A 20722-nucleotide genomic window follows, 5' to 3' on the forward strand; every position below is an offset into this window, starting at 1 on the left:
GCCGGGCGCGGGTTGCGGCGGCGGGGTCAGCGTGGCGGCTCGTCCTGGATGTGCCGGGTGCGCCGGTTGCGGGTCTCGGGGCGCGACGGGGTGGGGTCGAGGAAGACGTATCCGATCTCGGGGTAGCGGGCGGTGAGGCGGCGCTCGGCCTCGTCGGCGGCGGCCTCGATGTCGGCGCCGGTGGCGTCGTCGCGGAAGTCGACCTTGGCGGCGACCAGCATGTCCTCGGGGCCGAGCTGCATGGTGAGCAGCGTGTCGATGCGTTCGACGGCGGGCAGCCCGTCGAGTTCCGCCGCGATCTCGTGGCGCAGCCGCTCGGGCACGGAGCGTCCGACGAGCAGCGAGATGTTGGCCTTGGCGAGGGTGATCGCGACGACGAGCAGCAGCAGGCCGATGGCGATGGAGGCGAGGCCGTCGTAGAGTTCGTCGCCGGTGAGGTGGGACAGGCCGAGGCCGACGGCGGCGAGCAGCAGGCCGATCAGGGCGGCGCTGTCCTCCAGGAAGACGGCCTTGACGGTGGTGTCGGCGGTGAGCCGCAGGAAGCGCCGCGGCGTGGTGTTCCAGCGGCGTGACTCGGCGCGGATCTGCCGGGTCGCCCGGGCCAGGGAGACCGACTCGACGGCGAACGAGACGGCCAGCACGACGTACGCGACGAGGTAGTTGCCGCTGTGTTCGTGCACGAGGATGGTGGTGACGCCGTGGGTGATGGCGAAGCCGGCCCCGGCGACGAAGGTGAACAGCGCGGCGAGGAACGCCCAGACGTAGCTCTCCTTGCCGTACCCGAAGGGGTGGCGGACGTCGGCGGGCCGTGCGCCGCGGCGCAGCGCGAGGTAGAGCAGCGCCTCGGTGGTGGTGTCGGCGACGGAGTGCGCGGCCTCGGAGAGCATCGCCGCGGAGCCGGAGATCAGCCCGGCGACGAGCTTGGCCACGGCGATGGCGAGGTTGGCCGCGCCGGCCACGACGACGGTGCCCACGCTCTCGGTCTTGACGTCCGCTTCGGGCATGGGGCCACCCTATGGCCGCCCGGCGGGGCCCGCAGCGGTGCCGTTGCGGTCACCCAGGGTGAGTGTTGTGGCGTTGCCGCGACGCGCCCGGATTGGGTGCACGCCCGCGCGGCGCGGGCTGCTAGCGTGCACACGTGTCGCGGACCCGCACCGAACGCCTGGTCAACCTGGTGATCTGCCTGTTGTCGACGCGACGGTTCCTGACCGCCGCGCAGATCGCCGCGACCGTGCCCGGTTACGAGCACGATCCGGACGACGCGAAGGATCACGAAGCGTTCCAGCGCAAGTTCGAGCGGGACAAGGCCGAGCTGCGTGAGCTGGGGGTGCCGCTGGAGACGGGCACGGCGAGCGTCTTCGACTCGGAGCCGGGTTACCGCATCGCCCACCGGGAGTACGCGCTGCCGGACATCCCGCTGGAGCCGGACGAGGCCGCGGCGGTCGGCATCGCCGCCCGGTTGTGGCAGCACGCGGGGCTGGCGGCCGCCGCGTCGTCGGGGCTGGCGAAGCTGCGCGCCGCCGGGGTGGATGTGGACCCGCAGGCGACCCTGGGCCTGGAGCCGATGGTGACGGTCGATCCGGCGTTCGCGCCGTTGACGGCCGCAGCGCGGGACCGCCGCGAGGTGAGCTTCGACTACCGGGCGCCCGACCGTGACGACCCGACCCGCCGCCGTGTGCAGCCGTGGGGCGTGGTCTGCTGGCGGGGCCGGTGGTATGTGGTGGGGCACGACCTGGACCGGGCGGCGACCCGCTGTTTCCGGCTGTCGCGGGTGGTGGGCGCGGTCCGGGTGGCCGGCGCCCCGGGCGGCTTCGAGCCGCCGCCGGGGCTGGATCTGATCAGCCACGTGGCGCGCTGGTCGGGGCCGGTGGAGCGCACGGGCCGGGCGACGGTCCTGGTCCGTCCGGGCCGCGCGGCGGGGCTGCGTCGCTGGGCGGTCGACAGCGGTTCCGGGCCCGCGGGGGACCGGCTGGTCCTGCCGTACGCGGACGCGGAGTCCCTGGCCGCCAAGTTGGTGGGGTACGGCCCGGACGTGCGGGTGCTCGACCCGCCGGAGGTGCGCGAGGCGGTGATCCAGCGGCTCAAGGAGATCGCCGCCCGGCACGACGAGCTGACCGTGACCGGAGGTGCCCGATGACCCGCCCGGCGACCCGTCCGGCCGCCCGCCCGACCGGCCCGCGTGCCGGCGGCAACCGGGCGTCGGCCGACCGGCTGGCCCGGCTGCTCAACCTGGTGCCCTATCTGCTGGCCCGGCCGGGGATCGAGATCGCCGAGGCGGCTGGCGACCTGGGGGTGACCGAGCGGCAGCTGCGGGAGGACCTGGAGCTGCTGTGGGTGTGCGGGCTGCCCGGTTACGGCCCGGGTGACCTGATCGACATGGCGTTCGACGGCGACCGGGTGACCATCACCTACGACGCGGGGATCGACCGGCCGCTGCGGTTGACCCCCGACGAGGCGCTGGCGCTGGTGGTGGCGTTGCGGATGCTCGCCGAGACGCCGGGGGTGGCCAACCGGGAGGCGGTGGAGCGGGCCCTCGCGAAGATCGAGAACGCGGCGGGTGACCTGGTCGGCGCCCCGGTGGAGGTGCGCCTGCAGGCGGACAGCCGGCGGGTGGAGCAGCTGCGGGCCGCCGTGGGGCGGGCCCGGGCGCTGCGGATCACCTACTACACGCCGGCCCGGGACGAGACGACCGAGCGGGTCATCGACCCGCTGCGGATGCTGATGGTGGGCGGCCGGGCGTACGTGGAGGCGTGGTGTCGCCGCGCGGAGGAGGTCCGGCTGTTCCGGGCCGACCGGATCGACGCGGTCGTCGAGCTGGACGAGCCGGCGGTGGTGCCGCCGCAGGCCCGGCCGCACGACCTCACCGAGGGGGTGTTCCGCCCGTCGCCGGACCTGCCGTTGATCACGTTGCGGATCGGTCGGGGCGAGCGGTGGATCACGGAATACTATCCGTGCGAGCGGGTCGAGCGCGGCGACGGCGACCAGTGGCTGGTGTCGCTGCGGGTGACCGACCTGGGCTGGGCCCGCCGGTTCGTGCTGGGCCTGGGCCCCGGGGTCGCCGTGGTCGCCCCGGCGGAGCTGGCCGATCAGGTCCGGGCGCAGGCGGTCGCGGCGCTGGAGGCGTACGCCAGCCCGGACGGCGCGCCGTCGGGTGACCCGGCGGGGTCCGCGTCGCCCCGGTAGGCTGGCCGCCGTGGTGAAGTGGATCGTGGTCGCGGTGGTGCTGTTCGCGTTCGTGGTGCTGGCGCTGGCCGTGCGGCCGGTACTGGTCCGGCTGCCCCGGCTGCGGCGGGCGGCGATGGCGTTGCAGGGCCGCCAGGCGGAGGCGGAGGCGCTGCGGGTGTCGGCCGAGGCGCTGCAGGAGCGCGCGGAGGCGATGCAGGGGCAGGTGGAGCTCACCCAGCGCCGCCTGGCCGTGATCAAGGCGAAGCGCGGCCACTAGATCGACCCGGGCCGCTGCGCGTGCGCCCGGCGGCCGGCGCGGGGGCGGGTATCCGCAGGTGGGATCCGGGTCCGGGTGGTTGACGGGACGCGCGGAGTTGGTCAACACTTCACCAGCCGGTCGAAACCACCAGCGTCCGGCGGGTGGCAACGGCCCTCAACGGACGTACGATGGGCTCCGGTAACACCCCCACGACGACACAGAGCGACTGGAGCTTCCCATGGGTGCCCTCAAGCCGTGGCACATCGCCGTACTCGTGGTCGTGATGATCCTGCTCTTCGGCGCGAAGCGGCTTCCCGACGCGGCCCGCTCGCTGGGCCGTTCGCTGCGGATCATCAAGGCCGAGACGAAGAGCCTGCACGACGACGACCGCGATCTGGCCGAGAAGGCCGACGCCCAGGCCGGCTACCAGCCGCTGCCGCCGAACGCCGCGCAGCCGCAGCAGTCGTACGCGCAGCCGCAGCAGCAGCAGCCGTACGCCCCGCCGCAGGCTCCGCAGCAGCCGGTCATCGACCCGGTGCAGCGCGTCCGCGACCACTGACCGAGGGGCCCGACCACCGTGGCCTTCGCCCTTCGTAAACGCGGACCGAGCAAGTTCGAGCAGGCCGCCGACGGTTCCATGACGCTCATGGACCACATCCGTGAGCTGCGCTCCCGGTTGTTCCGGGCGTCGCTGGCGATCGTGGTCGGCCTGATCGGCGGTTTCCTGCTCGCCGATCCGGCGTTCCTGCTGTTGAAGCAGCCCTACTGCCGGCTGCCCGATGCCACCGACGCGCTCGGCGAGTGTCAGCAGTTCCTTCAGCTCTCCCCGGCGGACGGCTTCATCCTCAAGCTGAAGCTGGCGCTGTGGATCGGCCTGATCATCGGCGCGCCCGTCTGGCTCTACCAACTGTGGGCGTTCATCGCCCCCGGCCTGCACCGGCACGAGCGCAAGTGGGCGTACGTGTTCGTCTCCATCGCCGCGCCGCTGTTCGCGGGCGGCGCGCTGTTGGCGTTCCTGGTGGTGGACAAGGGCCTGGCGTTCCTGATGGAGTCGGGCGTCACCGGCCTGTCCACCCAGCTTGAGGTCACGCGATACATCTCTTTCGTCACCAACATGATCCTGCTGTTCGGGGTGGCGTTCGAGTTCCCGCTGATCCTGCTGATGCTCAACTTCACCGGGGTGGCCAGCGCGAAGCGGCTGCTCAGCTGGTGGCGTGCGGTGATCTTCATTTCGTTCGCCTTCGCCGCGATCGCCACGCCCGACCCGGGGCCGTTCGGCATGACCCTGCTGGCGGCGGCGCTGTCCCTGCTCTACTTCGTCGCCGTCGGCGTGGCGTTCCTCAACGACAAGCGGCGCGGGCGGGGCAAGGAGATCTACGCCGGGATCGCCGACGACGAGGTGTCGCCGTTGGAGCTCAATGACGACCGGGTGCCGCCCAGCCAGCGAATCGAGGCCTCGGACCCGATCGGGGCTCCGGAGCCGGTGGCCGCGCCGGCGCCGATCGACCGGCGCTACGACGACATGACCTGACGAGGCTGACGACGCGAAGGCCCGCCCCGGAAGTTCGGGGCGGGCCTTCGTCGTGCCGGGGGTGCGGCCCGTCGGGCCGGCAGTGGCGTCGTGGGGGCCGTCGTCAGGCGAGCAGGACCTGACCGTCGCGCACCGACACCGCGACCGGCGGCAGCGGCGAGCCGGCCGGCCCGCCGCGCACCGACCCGTCGGCGATGTCGAATGTGCTGTTGTGGCAGCCGCAGACGATGGTGCCGCCGGCGACGCGGGTGACGGTGCAGCCGGCGTGGGTGCAGGTGGCGGAGTACGCCTTGACGGTCTCCTGCGTCGGCCGGGTCAGCACCACGCCCCGGTCGGCGAGGATCCGGCCGCCGCCGACGGGCAGGTCGGCCACGGCGGCCAGCGCCGCCACCTGCCCGCCGGCGGGGGGATCGGCGTCGGCCGGGTCGCCGCTGCCGGCGGGCTCGGCCACCGGGTCCCCGCTGGCCGGCGCGTCGCCGCCGGGCGGGTCGGCCGCCACCGGGGCGGCGACGGGCTCCCCGTACGTCTGGCAGCCGGTCAGCAGGGCGGTGACGCCCGCCGCGCCGGTGGCGCACAGGACGGCCCGGCGGGACGGGCACGGCCGGTACTCGTCGGTCATCGCGCTGCTCTCCTCGCTGCGTTCGGTGCCGACCGGCGGCCTGCTGGCGGTGCCGACGAACGACCCTCTGCCGGTGCCGGCGGGCGGCGTCACCGGGTGATCCCGAAGGTGGTGAAGTACCACAGCGACGAGGTCAGCCAGATCGCCGTGAGGGCGACGAAGACCGCCCCGCCGGTGACGGGCAGGACCCAGCCGGCCAGTCCCGGCTTCGGCAGGGCCAGCATCTTCGTGGTGAACATGCCGAAGAAGAAGCAGCCGAACAGGGAGTGCGCCAGGGTGCGCAGGTCGTAGGCGGCGAAGCCGAGGGCGTACAGGCAGTGCACGGCCACGGGCACGGCGAGCAGGAACGCCACCCGGCCGGACCAACGGTGGGCGACGCCCGCCCAGGACGGGCGGAAGCCGCCGAGCCGCCCCCACATCGCCAGCGCCGACAGCACCTGCACCACGGCGAGCGCCATCGCGCCGCTGCCCAGCCACACCTTGACCTGCATCGGCCCGGTGAAGCCGGCGACGTTGACGGCGATGCCGGTGGGCTGGTGCAGTTTGGCGTAGACGCCGGTGGCCACGGCGACCGCCGCGCCGGCGAGCACCGGCAGCAGCAGCGAGGCCGTGCGGGCCGGCTCGGTCTCGGCGGCGAGCCGCGCCGCGAACGCGGCGGGATCGGGCAGCACCCGCAGGCCCCGATCGTCGTCGGGGCCCCGGTCGTCGCGGGGCCGGTCGGCGTCCGGCCCACCGTCGCGGCCGGCGCGCCAGGTGTCGACCTCGGGCCGAACCTTCTTGCGGCCGGCGTCCCACCGGTCGCCACCGGGGCGGGCACCCGTCCCGGTGCCCCACACGTCGACCTCCGGCCCGGTGTCCGGGCCGGCGTCCCACGCCCCGGCGCGGGGGGCGTCGTCGCGGCCCGGCCTGCCGGCGCGGGGCGCGTCGCCGGCGTCGCCGATCCACCCGCCGGCCCGTGGGCCGTCGTCGTTCCCGCCGTCCCAGGCGCCGGCCCGGGGCGCGCTGTCCGCGTCGCCGCCCCACACGTCGACCTCGGGAGGGGTGTCCCAGTCGACGCGGGGCGGGGCCTTCGTGCCGCTGTCCCAGGCGTCGCCGGCCGGGGCGACGTCCGTGCCGGCGCGCCAGTCGCCGCTGGTCACCGGCCGGGCTCCGGCGCGGGGATCACCGGCCGGGCGGTGACGGTCAGCCCCTCGACGATCGTGGTGCCGAACGCGGGGTCCAGCGGCGGCGCCGGGATCGGCCGGCCGTTCCAGGTGAGCACGCCGATCTGGGTGCCGTCGGGCCGCAGGATCCAGCCGCCGTCGACCCCGGCGTCCCGCAGCTGCGGGGTCGCCCGGTAGACCACGGGGGCGGTTCCCGCCGTGGCCTTCGCGGTGAACGTGGTCGTGTCGCCGCCGATGGTCAGCTTGCCGGTCGCCTCGGAGCCGTCGAACGTCCCGGTGAGCGTGGCGTCCTTGCCGTCGAGGGCGAGTTTGCCGTCGGTGGCCGTGCCACGCAGCCACAGCTCCATGTCCTTGCCGTCGCACACGTACGCCTCGGCGGCGCCGTCGCGGGAGGTGATGGCGATGGTGGCGCCGTTGTTCAGGCGGCCGGTCCAGCTCGCGTCCACCTTCTGTTCGGGCGTCCCGGCGGCCGGGACGTCCGTCGCGCCGGGGGCCGCCGCCGGGGGCGCCGAGGCACCCGGGGACAGCTCGGGCGGTTGGCTCCCGGACGGCGCCGGCGGCGCGTCGGCGGCGCTGGCCGGGGGCGCGGCGTCCACCTTCGGCGGTGCGGCCGTCGGTGCCGCCTGCGCGCTCATCGCGAACAGCACGGCCGCCATTCCGGCTCCGGTCACCAGCGTCAGCAGCGGGGTCATGCGCTTCATGGGGCAGCTCCCTTCACCGGAACGTACGGGGTTGGCCCGCCGGTCGTTCAACGCGACGGCAGATTGCTTCGGCGACGATTCCCGCCGGCCCGACGCGAGGGCCGTCCCGCGCGGGCCGGCAGGCCGGTGCCGGGGCGGGCGAGCGGGCGGTACGGTGCTCGCCGTGACCGCAGCCGACCACCCCGCCCCCGGGCCGCGTCCCGACGGTCCCGTCGCCGTGCTCGCCAACCCCACGGCCGGGCGCGGGCGGCACCGGGGCCTGCTGCCGCGCCTGCTGGACCGGCTGGCGACGGCCGGCCGTCCGGTGCGGCTGCTGGAGGCGGGCACGGGCGCGCAGGCCGAGGCGGCGTGCCGGGCCGCCGTCGCCGACGGGGCCGCCGCCCTGGTCACCGTCGGCGGCGACGGCACGGTGCACCGGGGCCTGCAGGCGGTGGCCGGCACGGGTGTGCCGTTCGCTGCGGTGCCGGCCGGCACCGGCAACGACTTCGCCGCCGACACCGGCTTCCCCGCCGATCCGCTCGCCGCCGTCGAGACCGTCGCCGCCGCGCTGCGCGAGGGCCGGACCCGGCCGGTGGACCTGGCCCGGCTGACCGGCCCCGGCGGCGACACCCGGTGGTACGGGGCGGTGCTCGCCGCCGGCTTCGACGCGATCGTCAACGAGCGGGCCAACCGGATGCGCCGCCCGCGCGGCCCCCGCCGCTACGACCTGGCGATCCTGGTGGAGCTGGCCCGGCTGCGCCCGCGCCGCTACACCCTGCGGCTCGACGGCGAGCCCCTGGAGTGCGACGCGGTGCTGGTGGCGGTCGGCAACTGCGCCAGCTACGGCGGCGGCATGCGGATCTGCCCCGACGCGGACCCGACGGACGTCCTGCTGGACGTGGTGGTCGGCGGGCGGTTCGACCGGCGCACCCTGATCCGGGTGAAGCCGCGCATCTACCGGGGCACCCACGTGCGGCATCCACTGGTGAGCAGCCACCGGGCCCGCACCGTGGAGCTGGCCGCCGAGGGGATCACCACGTACGCCGACGGGGAGCGGTGCCTCGACCTGCCGGTGACGGTGACCGCCGTGCCGGGCGCGGTGCGCCTGCTGCGCTGAACGGGACGTGGGCGCGGTGTGGGGCAGGCGCGGCTACCAGCGGTTGCGGGCCTCCTCGGCCCAGCCGACGAGCCCGTCGAGGTCGACCCGCTCGCCGTCGTCGGTGGCCGCCCAGCCGGTGAAGTGCCCGAAGCACTGGTGCGTCTCGTTGGCCACCACGCCGAGGTTGGTGCGGGCGGCCCGCTCGTGGAACGGTTGCAGCGTCACGTCCACCCGGTCGCCGGTGATGCGCCACGGGCGCAGCCAGTCGGACCGGTCGTACGTCCAGCGCAGCTCGTCGCCGATCTTGTGGAGCCGGCCGGCGACGAACAGCCCGTTCTCGGTGCTGCCGGTGCCGTCGGTCCACTTCCCGCCGAGCTGGATGGCCCGGCCGGGGCCGCTGCCCGCCGCCCAGTTCCAGGCGATCGAGTACGGCCACCGGCCGCGGCCGTGGTCGAGCACGGCGAACGAGTCGTCGGCGGGGACGTCGTGCCACGTCCCGCCGACGCGCAGCCGGCCGTGCACGGGCCGCCCGACGTCCTTGACGGTGTACTGGAACCGCCGCTGGCCCCACGGCACGACGACCCCGAGCGACTCGTGGCCGGCGGGCAGCGGCATGGCCAGGTCGACCTCGACGTCGCCGCCGGTGGCGCGCAGGGTGGTGCCGTCGGGGCGCTGGTCGACGGCGACGGTCACCGGCCCGCGCGCGGTGACGGGGCCAACGCCGCTGCGCTCGGGCAGCGTCACCCCGCGGGCCAGCGGCACCACCGCCTCGGTGTTGACCTCCTCGCCGGTGGCGCGGTCGAGCACGTAGACGCTGTGCACGCCGGCGTAGTCCAGCGACGACACGACGACCCCGATCACGTGGGCGGGGGTGACGACGCCCCAGTACTCCCAGCGCTTGGTCCGCCCCCAGCCCCGCAGGTTCGCCCGGTGCAGGGGGCGGCGGGTCCAGCCGACCGCCGCCGGGTTGAGCCGCCCGTCGGGCAGGCAGAGGTCGACGGGGGCGGTGATCTCGCGCTCGTGCGTCATGGCGGGAGGTTACCCGTCGGTACGCGGGGGCGGTGCGTGGTCCCGCCGCCCCCGCGTACCGGGGCCGGTCAGTGGATCGGGTTCCAGCCGTCCGAGCCGGCCAGGTAGCGCTGCGCCGTGTAGGTGGGCGCCTGGGCGTCGGTCAGCTGCGGGCGGTCGGCGGTGACCGTCGCGCCGGGGCCGCTGTTGCGGTACTCGAAGAACCGGGCGTCGCGCCACGAGAACCCGGACATGTCCGTCCACGGGGAGTCCTTGACGTGTGCCCCGAGGACGCTGTCGCGGAACACGACCTGGCCGATCGCGTTGACGTCGCCGCTGGGGTGCCACGGCCGGCCGAGGTGCACGCTCTGGGCGGCGGCCGAGTCGGTGGTCAGGGTGCAGCCGACGAACAGGAAGCCGTACGGGTTGCTGATCATCGTGGACGGCGCGGTGACGTACCCGTTGTTGCTCGACGACCCGCGGTCGAGCGACCTGATCTCGCAGCGGTCGAAGACGCCGGTGCCCCGGCCGAAGATGAAGTCGACGTCGCCCTCGACGTAGCAGTTGCGGAAGTACGCGCGGCCGATGGTGCTGCTGTTGGCGCTGTTGTGGTAGAGGGTGTCCTGGTTGCCGAGGAACCGGACGTTGTCGAAGACCAGCCGGTCGGCGCGGGTGAGCACGGCGACGGCCTGCTCGGCGCTGTAGTCGTGCGCGGCCTCGTCGAAGCTGTTGGCGAAGGTCAGGTGCCGGGCGGTGAAGTCGCTGCCGTCGATGGTCACCGAGGCGCTGCCCGAGGTGCCGTAGGTGCCGCCGTCCGGCTTCGGGGTTCCCGAGGCGTTGTCGTACGTGATGACCACGTCGCGGGCGTCGCCGGTGGAGCCGACGAGGGTGAGGTGGGGCTTGTCGGCGGGGATGGTGACCAGTTCCCGGTAGGTGCCGGGCCGGATGACGATGGTGCGTCCGATGGTGTTGCCGGCGGGCACGGCGTTCACCGCCGCCTGCACGCTGGTGTAGGTGCCGCTGCCGTCCTTGGCGACGACCACCGTGCCGGTGGCCGGCGGGGTGCCGGTGGGCGTCGGGGTCGGCGAGGCGGGGGGTGTGGTCGTCGGCGTCGCGGTGGGGGTGGCCGTCGGTGGCGTGGTGGGGGTGGTGGTGCCGCTGGTGACCGTCACGTCGTCGTAGCGGGCGGTGGCGTAGCGGGTCTGCACGCCGATGCGGCCGGTGGCGATGCTGCCGGTGCCGGAGCCGACCTGGACGCCGTCGACCCACCCGCGCACGGTCGACCCGGTGGCCTCAATGCGCAGGGTGTACCAGGTGCCGGTGGCGACGGTCCGGGAGAGCGTGCCCAGGGTGGTCGCCGCGCCGCTGCGTACCGCCTCCAGCCGGACCTGGTTGCCGGGCAGCAGGGCCAGCCGGTAGTAGGTGGTCGAGCCGGAGGCCCGGGCGAGCAGGGCCACGGCCCCGTCGGCCGGCAGGGTCAGGGCCTTGACCCGGGCCTGGACGGCGTAGTCGGCCCAGGACGACGTGCCGGCGAACAGGCGCGCGTTGTCGGTGTCGGCCTTGGCCTGTTGCAGGGCGGCGCTGTCGTCGGCGACGACCGACCAGGTCCCGCCGGACTTCGACCAGCCGGCGGTGTCGCCGTCGGCGAAGTCGTCGCTGAACAGCGTGGCGGCGTACGCGGACTGGGCGCCGCCGAGCTGGGTCAGGCCGAGCAGGACGGTGGTGAGTGCTGCGGTGGCGACGGCGAGCAGGGACCGTCGGCGGCTTCTGCGCATGGTGGAGGAACCTCCGGGGGACGGGGTGGGGAGGTCGGCGGATGCCGTGCGTGAAAGCGCTTTCCTGGCGCACCGTAGCCCGGGTTCTCATGCCTGTCAATGAACGCGTCGCCCCCGCGCGCGGACCTGAAGCGAACCGTAAGTGGGATCCGGCAGGGTGTCGGTGTCACGACGAGCGCCACCGACACGGGAGCCCCGATGCGCAAGCTGATCAACTCGACCTACGTCACCCTCGACGGCGTGATCGAGAATCCCATGTGGACCATGCCGTACTTCGACGACGAGGCCAGCGCCTTCGCCGGGGCGCAGACCGACGCCGCCGACGCGGTGCTGATGGGCCGCGTCACGTACGACGGCATGTCCGTCGCCTGGCCGGCCCAGGACGAGAGCGACCCGACCACCGGCGCCGCCTACTTCAACAACGTCCGCAAGTATGTCGCCTCGACCACGCTGACCGACCCCACCTGGAACAACACCCGGGTGCTCCGGGGCGACCTGGTGGCGGAGGTCCGCAAGCTCAAGGCCCAGGAGGGCAGGGACATCATCCAGTACGGCTTCGGCTCGGTCACCGCGCAGCTGGTCAGGGCGGGCCTGGTGGACGAGGTGCGGTTCTGGATCCACCCCGTCCTCACCGGCGGCGCCAGCATGACGACGCCCCTGGCCGACTTCACGACGTCGTTCGAGCTGATCGACACCAGGGTCATGAAGAGCGGCGTGGTCATCGCCTCGTACCGGCCAGGGCCGGTCGGGTGACGGCCGCCCGGGCCCGGGCCTCGTCCGGGCCCAGCCGCCCGCCCTCGGCGAACAGCGCGTCGAAGCGCTCCCGCCCGAGCGTGGCGGCGAGGCGCCCGGCCACCCGGTCGGTCTCGGCGCGCTCCGCCGGCGCGGCCGGGGCCTGCGCGGCCAGCCGGGCAGCGGCGGCGGCCCCCAGCAGCGCAGCGGCGACCTCGGGCGGCCCCGCCGCCGACGCCATCCCCTCCAGGGCGGCGGCGGCATCCCGGGGCGAACCCATCGCCCGCGCGGCGTCGAACGCCTCCAGGTGCAGGGCCAGCCCGGCGGCCCGGTCACCGCCCTGCTCGGCGGCGTAGCCCAGCTCGACGAGCACCATCGGCAGGTAGAGCGCGGGCCGCGCCTCGCGGCGACCCCGCTCGGCGACGCGCGTCAGGTGACCGGTGGCCGCGTCCAGGTCGCCCGCCCTGCGGGCGGCGATGCCGAGGCTGGTCTCCGCGAAGACCAGCGCGGCCGGGGCGTCCTGCTCCGCCGCCAGCGCGTATGCGCGCCCGGCCAGCTCCCGGGCGCGCCAGTGGTCGCCGGTCTGCACCGCGAGCCACGCGAGCCAGGACAGCTTGCTGCCCACCTCCGGCCGCAGGGACAGCTCCTCGGCCCAGCGCAGCCCCTCCCGGTGCAGGGCGGCCGCGCGCTCGTGCTCGCCGCGCATCTCGGCCAGGCCGCCCACCCAGTCGGTGGCCTGCAACCGGCCCCACCGGTCGCCGACCGCGGCGAACAGCGCCGCGCTGCGGCCCCCGGCGCGTTCCAGCGCGGCGAGATCACCGGTGGCGTGCGCCAGCTTGGCCCGGGAGCAGAGCACCGCGGCCTCGACCCAGGGGTCGGCGCAGGCGACGGGCAGCAGCTCCGCCGCCAACGCCAGCTCGCTGCGGTCGATCAGCGCGTGCGCGACGAACCACGCCGCCCGGCCGTCGACCGCGCCGGCCAGCGCGGCGCGGACCTCGCCCGGCACGATCGGCTCGCCCCGCAACAGCGCGAAGCCGACCCGCCACGGCGCGGCGCGGGCCTCCTCCGCCGGCTCGCCGCGCGCCGCCAGCGCCCGTCCCGCCTCGGTCAGCCTGCCCCGCAGGAACCAGTACCAGCTCAGGGCCGTGGCCAGGCGCAGCCCGCCGCCGTGCGTCAGCGCCGCGGCCAGGTTGCCCGCCTCGGCGTCGAGCCGGGACAGCCACCGCCGCTGGTCGGCGCCGCGCAGCTGCGGGTCCGCGCGTGCGGCCAGCTCCGTGTAGTAAGCCGCGTGCCGCGCCCGGACGTCGTCGGCGTCCGTGAGCCGCTCGGCGCAGAACGCGGCGACGGACTCGAGCAGCCGGTAGCGCGGGCCGTCGGGCGTCTCGTCCAGCACCACCAGCGAACGGTCCACCAGCCGGGTCAGCGTGTCGACGTCGGCCCCGCACACCCGTTCGGCCGCCTCCGCCGGGCAGCCGTCGCGGAACACGACGAGCCGGGCCAGCACGCGCCGGTCGGCCTCGGCCAGCAGGTCCCAGCTCCAGCCGATCACCGCCGCCAGCGTGCGCTGCCGTGCCGGCACGTCGCGCTGCTGCGTGGTGAGCAGCCGGAACCGGTCGTCGAGGCGGTCCACGACGCCCCACAGGCCGAGCGCGCGCACCCGGGTCGCGGCCAGTTCGAGGGCCAACGGCAGGCCGTCCAGCCGACGACAGAGCTGAGCGACGGCGGGTGCGGTCCGCTCGTCGAGGCGGAATCCGCGCTGCCGCGCGGCGGCCCGGACGGCGAACAGCCGGGCCGCCGCCGAGCGCCGGACCGCGTCGACGTCGCCGTCGTCCTCGGGCAGGGCCAACGGCGGCACCTCCCACAGCAGCTCGCCGGTCAGGCCGAGGGGTTCCCTGCTGGTGGCCAGCACGGTGACCGCGGGCGCGTCCCGCAGCAGCCGGGCCACCAGCGTGGCGACCGCGTCGACCACGTGCTCACAGTTGTCGAGCACGAGCAGCACCCGCCGGTGCCGCAGCGCGGCGCAGAGCCGGTCGGCGGCCGGGACGGCGGCGCCCGGCGGCTCCCGCAGGCCCAGCGCGTCGAGCACCCGGTCGGCGACGCGCGGGTCACCGGCCGGCAGCGGGGCCAGCTCGACCAGGCAGCCGCCGTCGGGCCCGGCCGGCTCGCGGGCCACCTCGGTGGCCAGCCGGGTCTTGCCGACGCCACCCGGCCCGACCAGCGTGACCAGGCGCCGCCCCGGCAGCACGGCGCGCAGCTCCGCCAGGACCCCGGCCCGCCCGACCAGCTCGTCGAGCCGAGCCGGCAGGCTGTGGCGCACGATCGCGGCGCGCGGCGGCGCGCTCAGCCCGGAATCCTGGGCGAGGATCCGGCGGTGCAGGGCGACCAGCTCCGGCCCCGGGTCGAGCCCCAGCTCCGTGGCGAGCCGGTCGCGCAGGTCGGCGTAGCTGTCCAGGGCTTCGGACTGCCGGCCCGCCGCGTACAACGCGCGCAGCTGCAACGCCCGCAGGCCCTCCCGCAGCGGATGCCGGGTCACCAGCTCCGCGAGGTCGGCGGCGACGAGGTCGTGCTCGCCCCGGGCCAGGCGGGCGGCGGCGAGCCGCTCGTGCACGGCGAGGCGCTGCTCGGCCAGCCGGGTCGCCTCGGCGTGGACGAAACCGGCGTCGGCCACGTCGGCGTACGCGTCGCCGCGCCACAGCGCGAGCGCGGCGGCCAGCCGTTCGACGTCGGTCGACGTGGCCAGCTCGGCGAACCGGTCGGCGTCCACCGCCCGGGTGCGCAGCACATAGCCGGGCGGGCGGGACTCGACCAGGCCGCGGGCGCCCGGCTCGGCGTCGTCGAGCGCCCGGCGCAACTGGGACACCCGCACCTGCAGCGCGCCGCCCGGGTTGGCCGGCGCGTGCGAGCCCCAGACGTCGTCGATCAGGCGGTCCGCCGACACCACCTGGTTGCGGTTGGTCAGCAGGACGGCCAGCAGCACCCGGACCTTCGCGCCGGGCACCAGGACCGGCTCGCCGGCGTCGGTGGTGACGGCGAGCGGCCCGAGCACCCCGAACTGCACGGCGGCCATCGTAGTGGCGCAGGCCGACAGGAAGCGGACCGTCAGCGCCGGGGAGTATCTCCGGGCCGGCGAGGTCCGACCAGCCCGCACCGCGCGTGGGGGAGCGGGCCACGCCGGCGACGACGCCACCGGCGCGACCCGCTCACGATCCGCGGGCGGGACCTAGCCGTTGGCGACGAGCCGCCAGCGGTTGTCGGCGCTGCCGTTGTCGGAATCCTGTACGGCCTGCGCGCCCTGGGCCGTGGAGCCGTTGAGGATGCCGAGCAGCTTGCCGCTGTTGACGTTGCGGATCTTGTAGGTGCCGTCGCCCTGGCTCAGCAGGGTCCAGAGGTGGTCGGCGGTGCCGTTGTCGGCCCACTGCAGGACGCGGGCGTTGTCGGCGGTGGACATGTTCTCGACGCCGAGGACCTTGCCGCTGTTGACGTTGCGGAACTTGACGTTGCCGCCCTCGGTCACGACGACCCAGTTGTGGTCGGCGGTGCCGGTGTCGCCCCACTGGAGGGCGAGCCCGCCGTCGGCGGTGGACATGTTCTGGATGCCGAGCACCAGGCCGCTGCCGACGTTGACCAGCTTGTGGGTGGTGGTGCCGGTGCCGCCGCTGACGCTCCAGTAGACGGTGTAGTTGTAGCCGTGCGCGTCCTGGAACGGCGCGAGGTTGACCGTGGCGCCGTTGGCGGTCGCGGTGAACGCGAGTGAGCTGGTGCTCGTCCGGGTGACCGACGTGGCGTTGAGCGAGGGCAGGGCGTTCAGGGTGGTGTTGCCGTAGTTGCCGGCCAGCACCATCGGGCCGTAGGTGACGGCGGCCACCGCGGCGTTGTCGTTGGCGGGCGAGAGCACGACCCGCATCGGCAGCCGTACGGTGACGGTGTCGCCCGCGGCCCAGGTGCGGGTGACCGTGGCGTAGCCGCCGGGCGTGGTGTCCACGCTCTGCGTCGCGCCGTTGACGGCGATCGTCGCGCCGGTGGCCCACGCCGGGATGCGCACCCGGATGCTCCACGAGCCGCTCATGGTGCCGGAAAGGCTCAGGGTGGTGGTGTCGCCGACCGGGTAGTTGGTGCTCTGGGTGACCGTGATGCCGCGCTGGGACCAGTTCAGCGTCGACGGCGCGAACAGGTTCACGGTGAGCGTGGTGCCGTTGTAGAAGTAGATCGAGTCCATCAGCCTGGTGTTGACCTCCAGGCCGGTGCCCTGGCAGCACCAGAACGAGTTGTAGTCGGTGCTCCAGGTGCCGCCGCCCCACGCGGGGCCCACGCCCCGCCGGCCACCGGGCTTGAGCGGGGTGAAGTAGGTGACGTGGCCGTGGCCGTCGGCCGGGTTCTGGGCGCCGATGACGTGGTTGGCCAGCGCGCGCTCGAAGAAGTCGAAGTACGCCGCCCGGTTGGGGTCGATCAGCCACAGCTCCCGGGTCAGCTTCAGCATGTTGACGGTGTTGCAGTGCTCGCACGTGTCGTTGGTGAGATAGCCGGAGATCGCGTTGGGCGGGCGGAAGTGCTCCGCCTGGCTGTTGCCGCCGATGACGTACGTGTGCGCGTTGACGGTCATGTTCCACGCGTTGCTGGCGATGTCGCGGTACCGCGTGGTGCCGGTCGCCTTGAACTCGCGCGCCGCGCCGATCCACTTCGGCACCTGCGTGTTGGCGTGCAGCCCGTTGAGCTGGTCGGAGTTGCTGGCGAGCGGGTTGAACACGGCGGCGTGGTCGAACCGCTGGGCGACGGTGAGCCAGCGGCCGTCGCCGGTGTACTGGTAGAGATCGGCCAGCGCCTCGTTCATGCCGCCGAACTCGGTGCCCAGCATGTTCTGCATCTGGCTGGAGCTCAGCCGGGACGTGCGGGTGTCGACCCAGCCGGCCAGGGCCAGCAGAACGGTGCGGGCCTGGGTGTTGCCGATGTAGCGCCAGACGTCCAGCAGGCCGATGAGGGTCTTGTGGATGCAGTAGTAGGGCACGTTACCGTTGGACAGCGTGCGCGCCTCCAGAGCCGCGAAGTCCGACTCGGGGAATCCGGACAGGTAGCCCGCCGTGAACCCGGCCGCGCCGTTGTTCGCCTGGCACTTGGCCAGCTCGGCGACCATGTAGTTCGCCTTGTCCCGGCAGGTGGTGTCGCCGAGGACCGCGTACGCCTGGGCCCAGGCGGTCAGGAAGTGCCCCTGCATGTGCGTGCGGAACGGGAACGACGGAGCGTCCCAGCCGCCGTTGGACGCGGCGCCGTTGGTGGACAGCCGGTGGTTGGCGCGGAAGTTGTAGAGCAGCCGGTCGACGTCGACGAACCGCAGGTAGCTCAGCGTCCGGTTCTGGTTGTCCAGCCAGCGGCCGGCGGTCAGCCGCACCTGGCCCAGCTCGAACGGGTACGCCGAGACGCCGGTGTCCGGTCGTGCCGGCGGCACCACCAGCGCCGCGGCGGCCGGTTGCGCGCCGGCGAACGTGGTGCCGGCCGCGGAGGCGACGGCGGTCGCGCCGGCGGCCTGCAACAGCCGTCGTCGGTTGATGGACAGGGACATCGGACCTCCAAGGGGTGCCGGGCCAGGGACGGGGAACTGCGGCCCGAGGACAGGTCGTCGAGCCCGGCACGCCGCCGGGCCCGACCGGAACAGCTCGCGTTAACGTTCACATGTGACGACAGACATATTACGTTCGACGCCTGGATTGATTCAAGGTGATGACTATACCGAGGTTCTTACGGCCACGATGTGGGCGCGTTTGCGCGGGTAGACGGCCACCGCGCGCGGGCTGTGAGGGCTGATGCCGCCGACGCGGGCCAGGCCGCTGGGGGCGCGCCGTCGGGCGGGCCGGGATGTTACCGCTATCAACCCATGGTCGAGGGGCGCCGCCGCGGCACGGCCGGCACCGGGCTCACTCGGGGGGCGGGGCCACGCTGCTGCGCGTGATCAGCGTCGGGGAGACGGTCTGCCGCAGCGTGCGGTCGACGCCGGACTCGATCTGTGCCAGCAGCAGGGTGAGGCTGGCCTTCGCCACGGTGTCGAAGTCGGGCCGGACGGTGGTCAGGGGCGGGATGAAGTAGGCCGCGTCCGGCACGTCGTCGAAGCCGACGACGCTGACGTCCTCCGGCACCCGTCGGCCGTGCTCGTGCAGCGCGTGCAGCACGCCCAGGGCGAGATCGTCGTTGGCGGTGAAGATGGCGGTCACCCCCGGCGTCCGCGCCAGCATCTGCCCGCAGCGGTACCCCGACGCCGCCGACCAGTCCGCCTGCAACACGGGGGGCGCCTCCGCCCCCGCCGCCCGCAACGTCTCCCGCCACCCCGCGATCCGGCCGGCGCTGTCGAACCAGTCGCCCGGACCGGAGACGTGCCAGACCGTCCGGTGGCCCGCGTCGAGCAGATGCTGGGTGGCCAGCCGGCCCCCCTCCACCTGGTCGATGGTGACCAGCGGCTCCGGCCGGCGGGGGTCGCCGTCGACGGTGACCAGCGGGATGTCGGTGGGCAGGCAGTCCAACGCCTCGGCGGCGGACTCCACGGGCGCGATCACCACGATCCCGGCGACCCGGTGCGCCAGGTGTCGTTCGACGACAGCGGTGATGGAATCGCGGTCCAGGTTGCGCACGCTGCCCACGCTGACGGCGAAGCCCGCCTCGGCCGCGGCGAGCTCGAAGGCCGACAGCAGGGACGCCGGGCCGTAGAGCGTGGTGTTGAGCGCCACGACGCCCAGCACCTGGGACCGCCCGGTGACCAGCGCGCGGGCCGCCCGGTTGGGGCGGTAGCCGAGCTGGCTGATCGCGGCCTGCACCCGCAGCCGGGTCTGTTCCCGGACGTTGGGGTGCCCGTTGAGGACGCGCGACACGGTCTGGTGCGACACCCCGGCGAGGCGGGCCACGTCCCTCATCGCAGGACCGCGTGCGGTCATCCCACCCACCTCTCCGTGCGCCCGTCCGGCCCGTGGGGGGCCGGTTGGCCGGACCGATGCTTCGTCGGGCATCGACCTCGGGGCACGCAGACATACCGCCGTGGACAACGCCAAATCAGCGAGAGTCTACGCGGCGGTGGTGTCGGGTGGGCTGGAGAAAACGGCCGGACTGCGGCGGCAAACCGTGATGTTCGTCATCACGGATCGCGGACGGGCGCCGAGCCGGTGGCGGGTGGCCTGGAGGGGCACCTTCCTTCTTCGCCGTGCCGCCGTGCTCGGCGGCCTGTGCGCATGGGACGGGTGGTATCGATCGGTTCGGATGCTACCGAAACAAGTCGGCGACGACAAGGAGAGGTTTCCGAGGAACCCCGGGGCGTCGGTCACCAGGTGCCGGGAGCGGCGGTGCTGTCGCGTACGACGAGCGTGGTCGCCAGCTCGACGCGGGTCTGGGGGAGGCGCTGGTTGGTGGCCAGGGCCAGCACCATCCGGGCCGCGGCGGCCCCCATGTCCGTCAGCGGCTGCTGCACCGACGTCATCGTCGGGCCGCACAGCCTGGTGTGCGGGATGTCGTCGAAGCCCACGACGCTGAGATCCTGCGGGATGCGTCGGCCGGTCAGGCGGGCGGCCTCGTAGACCCCCAGCGCCTGCAGGTCGTTGCCGCACAGCACCGCCGTCGGGGTCGGGTTGAGGCGCAGCAGGTCCTGGCCGAGGCTGAGACCGTCCTCGAAGGAGAACCAGGTCCCCGTGCGCAGCAGCCTCGGCTCCAGCCCGACCCCGGCGGCCTCCATCGCCGCCCGGGCCCCGTCCAGCCTCGCCCGGGCGCAGAGCCGCTCGGTCGGGCCGGTGATCACGGCGATCCGGCGATGGCCCAGGTCGAGCAGGTGCCGGGCGGCCTCGAAGCCGCCGCTCCAGTTCGTCGCCGTCACCGAGGGGACGGTGTGCAGGGGCAATTCGTCCGTCGGATCCAGCACCACCAACGGGATCGCGCTCGCCCGCAGCAGGGCGTGCTGCTCGGAGGTGAAGCCGAGGTGCACCGCGATCACCCCGGTCGGTCGTCGCGCCAGCAGGTCGCGGGACCAGAAGCGCCCCTGCGACAGCTGCCGCCGGGCGTCGGTGAAGCCGACGGCCAGCCGGTGCTCGCCGGCGACCTGCTCCACCCCGTGCATGATCGCCACCGCCAGGTTGCTCTGCATCCCGTAGAAGACCACGTCCACGATGGCGCTCGGGGTGCCCAGCTCCGGCCGGCGGTAGCCGTGCTCCCGCAGCAGCGCCTCCACCCGGGACCGGGTCTGGGCGGCGACCCCCGGCCGCCCGTTGAGCACCTTCGACACCGTCGGCACCGACACGTCGGCGAGGCGGGCGATGGTGGTGAGCGTGTGTTCCCCCCGCCTGCGCCCGCGCCGCTCGGCGCCCGCCGTGCCGTCCGTCCGCTGCGGCACGGGCGCGGCGGCCGGCGGGCGGGCGGCCGGCGAACCGACCGCCGCCGGGCCGGCCTGCGCGCGGACGCTCGGCCGGCGCTGCCGGCCTGCCGTGTCGAGCAGCTCGGCCCGCACCGCCTCGGCCGCCTCGGCCGCGCCCGGCCCGGCCGGCACGGTCCGGGTGAGATAGCGGCGTCGCTTCGACACGGGGTCGATCCCGGCGTACACCCGGACCCGCAGTGACCCGCTGGGTAGCTCCTCGATCTCGCCGCGCGCTCGGCGGTGGCGCCCGGGTTCGTCCGACATGGAGCCAGGCTACTCCGTGCCGTCTCCACGTCGATGCCATGGCTCCATGGCTC

The 20722-nt window shown here is 74.5% G+C and carries 17 protein-coding genes; 7 read left to right on the forward strand and 10 right to left on the reverse strand.

Annotation, left to right across the window (positions count from 1 at the left end; translation table 11 throughout):
- Positions 1-26: 26 nt before the first annotated feature.
- A complete protein-coding gene (locus tag LPA42_RS22670) occupies positions 27-1004 on the reverse strand; it encodes a cation diffusion facilitator family transporter (RefSeq protein ID WP_043968829.1) in 978 nt (325 codons plus the stop codon).
- 134 nt (positions 1005-1138) lie between these two features.
- Here LPA42_RS22670 and LPA42_RS22675 point away from each other — a divergent pair, with 134 nt between their 5' ends.
- From LPA42_RS22675 to tatC, 5 genes are all read left to right on the forward strand, one after another.
- Entirely contained in the window at positions 1139-2137 is a 999-nt protein-coding gene (locus LPA42_RS22675) for a YafY family protein (RefSeq protein ID WP_043968830.1), read from the forward strand.
- Entirely contained in the window at positions 2134-3183 is a 1050-nt protein-coding gene (locus LPA42_RS22680) for a YafY family protein (protein WP_077939993.1), read from the forward strand. Before LPA42_RS22675 ends, LPA42_RS22680 begins: the two co-directional genes overlap by 4 nt.
- Positions 3184-3193: 10 nt before the next feature.
- On the forward strand, positions 3194-3442 hold the full coding sequence (locus tag LPA42_RS22685; RefSeq protein ID WP_077940027.1) for a hypothetical protein: 249 nt from the start codon (positions 3194-3196) through the stop codon (positions 3440-3442).
- A gap of 220 nt (positions 3443-3662) precedes the next feature.
- Positions 3663-3983: a Sec-independent protein translocase subunit TatA gene (gene tatA / locus LPA42_RS22690; RefSeq protein WP_077939994.1), complete on the forward strand. Its 321-nt coding sequence runs from the start codon at positions 3663-3665 to the stop codon at positions 3981-3983.
- A gap of 18 nt (positions 3984-4001) precedes the next feature.
- On the forward strand, positions 4002-4955 hold the full coding sequence (tatC, locus tag LPA42_RS22695) for a twin-arginine translocase subunit TatC (protein ID WP_077939995.1): 954 nt from the start codon (positions 4002-4004) through the stop codon (positions 4953-4955).
- A 103-nt stretch (positions 4956-5058) separates the two neighbouring features.
- Here tatC and LPA42_RS22700 read toward each other — a convergent pair whose 3' ends face one another.
- From LPA42_RS22700 to LPA42_RS22710, 3 genes are all read right to left on the reverse strand, one after another.
- Positions 5059-5667 carry a Rieske (2Fe-2S) protein gene (locus tag LPA42_RS22700; protein WP_228986839.1) on the reverse strand — a complete coding sequence of 203 codons (609 nt, stop codon included), beginning with the start codon at positions 5665-5667 and terminating at the stop codon, positions 5059-5061.
- On the reverse strand, positions 5664-6176 hold the full coding sequence (locus tag LPA42_RS22705; RefSeq protein ID WP_228986843.1) for a DUF6529 family protein: 513 nt from the start codon (positions 6174-6176) through the stop codon (positions 5664-5666). Before LPA42_RS22705 ends, LPA42_RS22700 begins: the two co-directional genes overlap by 4 nt.
- Before the next feature lie 533 nt (positions 6177-6709).
- Positions 6710-7438, reverse strand: a complete 729-nt coding sequence (locus tag LPA42_RS22710; RefSeq protein WP_077939996.1) for a hypothetical protein — start codon at positions 7436-7438, stop codon at positions 6710-6712.
- 154 nt (positions 7439-7592) lie between these two features.
- Here LPA42_RS22710 and LPA42_RS22715 point away from each other — a divergent pair, with 154 nt between their 5' ends.
- Positions 7593-8534 carry a diacylglycerol kinase family protein gene (locus LPA42_RS22715; protein ID WP_077939997.1) on the forward strand — a complete coding sequence of 314 codons (942 nt, stop codon included), beginning with the start codon at positions 7593-7595 and terminating at the stop codon, positions 8532-8534.
- A gap of 33 nt (positions 8535-8567) precedes the next feature.
- On the opposite strand, the gene LPA42_RS22720 is transcribed toward LPA42_RS22715, so the two are convergent.
- The gene (locus LPA42_RS22720; protein ID WP_077939998.1) at positions 8568-9545 is read right to left on the reverse strand and encodes a DUF2804 domain-containing protein; all 978 of its coding nucleotides are present in this window, start codon (positions 9543-9545) and stop codon (positions 8568-8570) included.
- A 68-nt stretch (positions 9546-9613) separates the two neighbouring features.
- Positions 9614-11299 carry a pectinesterase family protein gene (locus tag LPA42_RS22725; RefSeq protein WP_198956760.1) on the reverse strand — a complete coding sequence of 562 codons (1686 nt, stop codon included), beginning with the start codon at positions 11297-11299 and terminating at the stop codon, positions 9614-9616.
- A gap of 198 nt (positions 11300-11497) precedes the next feature.
- Here LPA42_RS22725 and LPA42_RS22730 point away from each other — a divergent pair, with 198 nt between their 5' ends.
- The gene (locus LPA42_RS22730; RefSeq protein ID WP_077939999.1) at positions 11498-12052 is read left to right on the forward strand and encodes a dihydrofolate reductase family protein; all 555 of its coding nucleotides are present in this window, start codon (positions 11498-11500) and stop codon (positions 12050-12052) included.
- On the opposite strand, the gene LPA42_RS22735 is transcribed toward LPA42_RS22730, so the two are convergent.
- The 4 genes from LPA42_RS22735 to LPA42_RS22750 form a co-directional block, all read right to left on the reverse strand.
- Positions 12018-15089 (reverse strand): BTAD domain-containing putative transcriptional regulator, encoded by a 3072-nt coding sequence (locus LPA42_RS22735; protein WP_077940030.1) that lies wholly within the window; start codon positions 15087-15089, stop codon positions 12018-12020. The genes LPA42_RS22730 and LPA42_RS22735 overlap by 35 nt on opposite strands.
- Before the next feature lie 162 nt (positions 15090-15251).
- Positions 15252-17585: a beta-L-arabinofuranosidase domain-containing protein gene (locus LPA42_RS22740; protein ID WP_077940000.1), complete on the reverse strand. Its 2334-nt coding sequence runs from the start codon at positions 17583-17585 to the stop codon at positions 15252-15254.
- A gap of 352 nt (positions 17586-17937) precedes the next feature.
- Positions 17938-18945, reverse strand: a complete 1008-nt coding sequence (locus LPA42_RS22745) for a LacI family DNA-binding transcriptional regulator (RefSeq protein ID WP_077940001.1) — start codon at positions 18943-18945, stop codon at positions 17938-17940.
- Positions 18946-19325: 380 nt separating this feature from the next.
- Positions 19326-20669, reverse strand: coding sequence for a LacI family DNA-binding transcriptional regulator (locus tag LPA42_RS22750; protein ID WP_077940002.1), 1344 nt, complete (start codon positions 20667-20669; stop codon positions 19326-19328).
- Between the last annotated feature and the right edge of the window lie 53 nt (positions 20670-20722).

It is taken from the genome of Micromonospora sp. DH13 (assembly GCF_020873825.1).
In the GTDB taxonomy this organism is placed as follows: domain Bacteria; phylum Actinomycetota; class Actinomycetes; order Mycobacteriales; family Micromonosporaceae; genus Micromonospora; species Micromonospora haikouensis.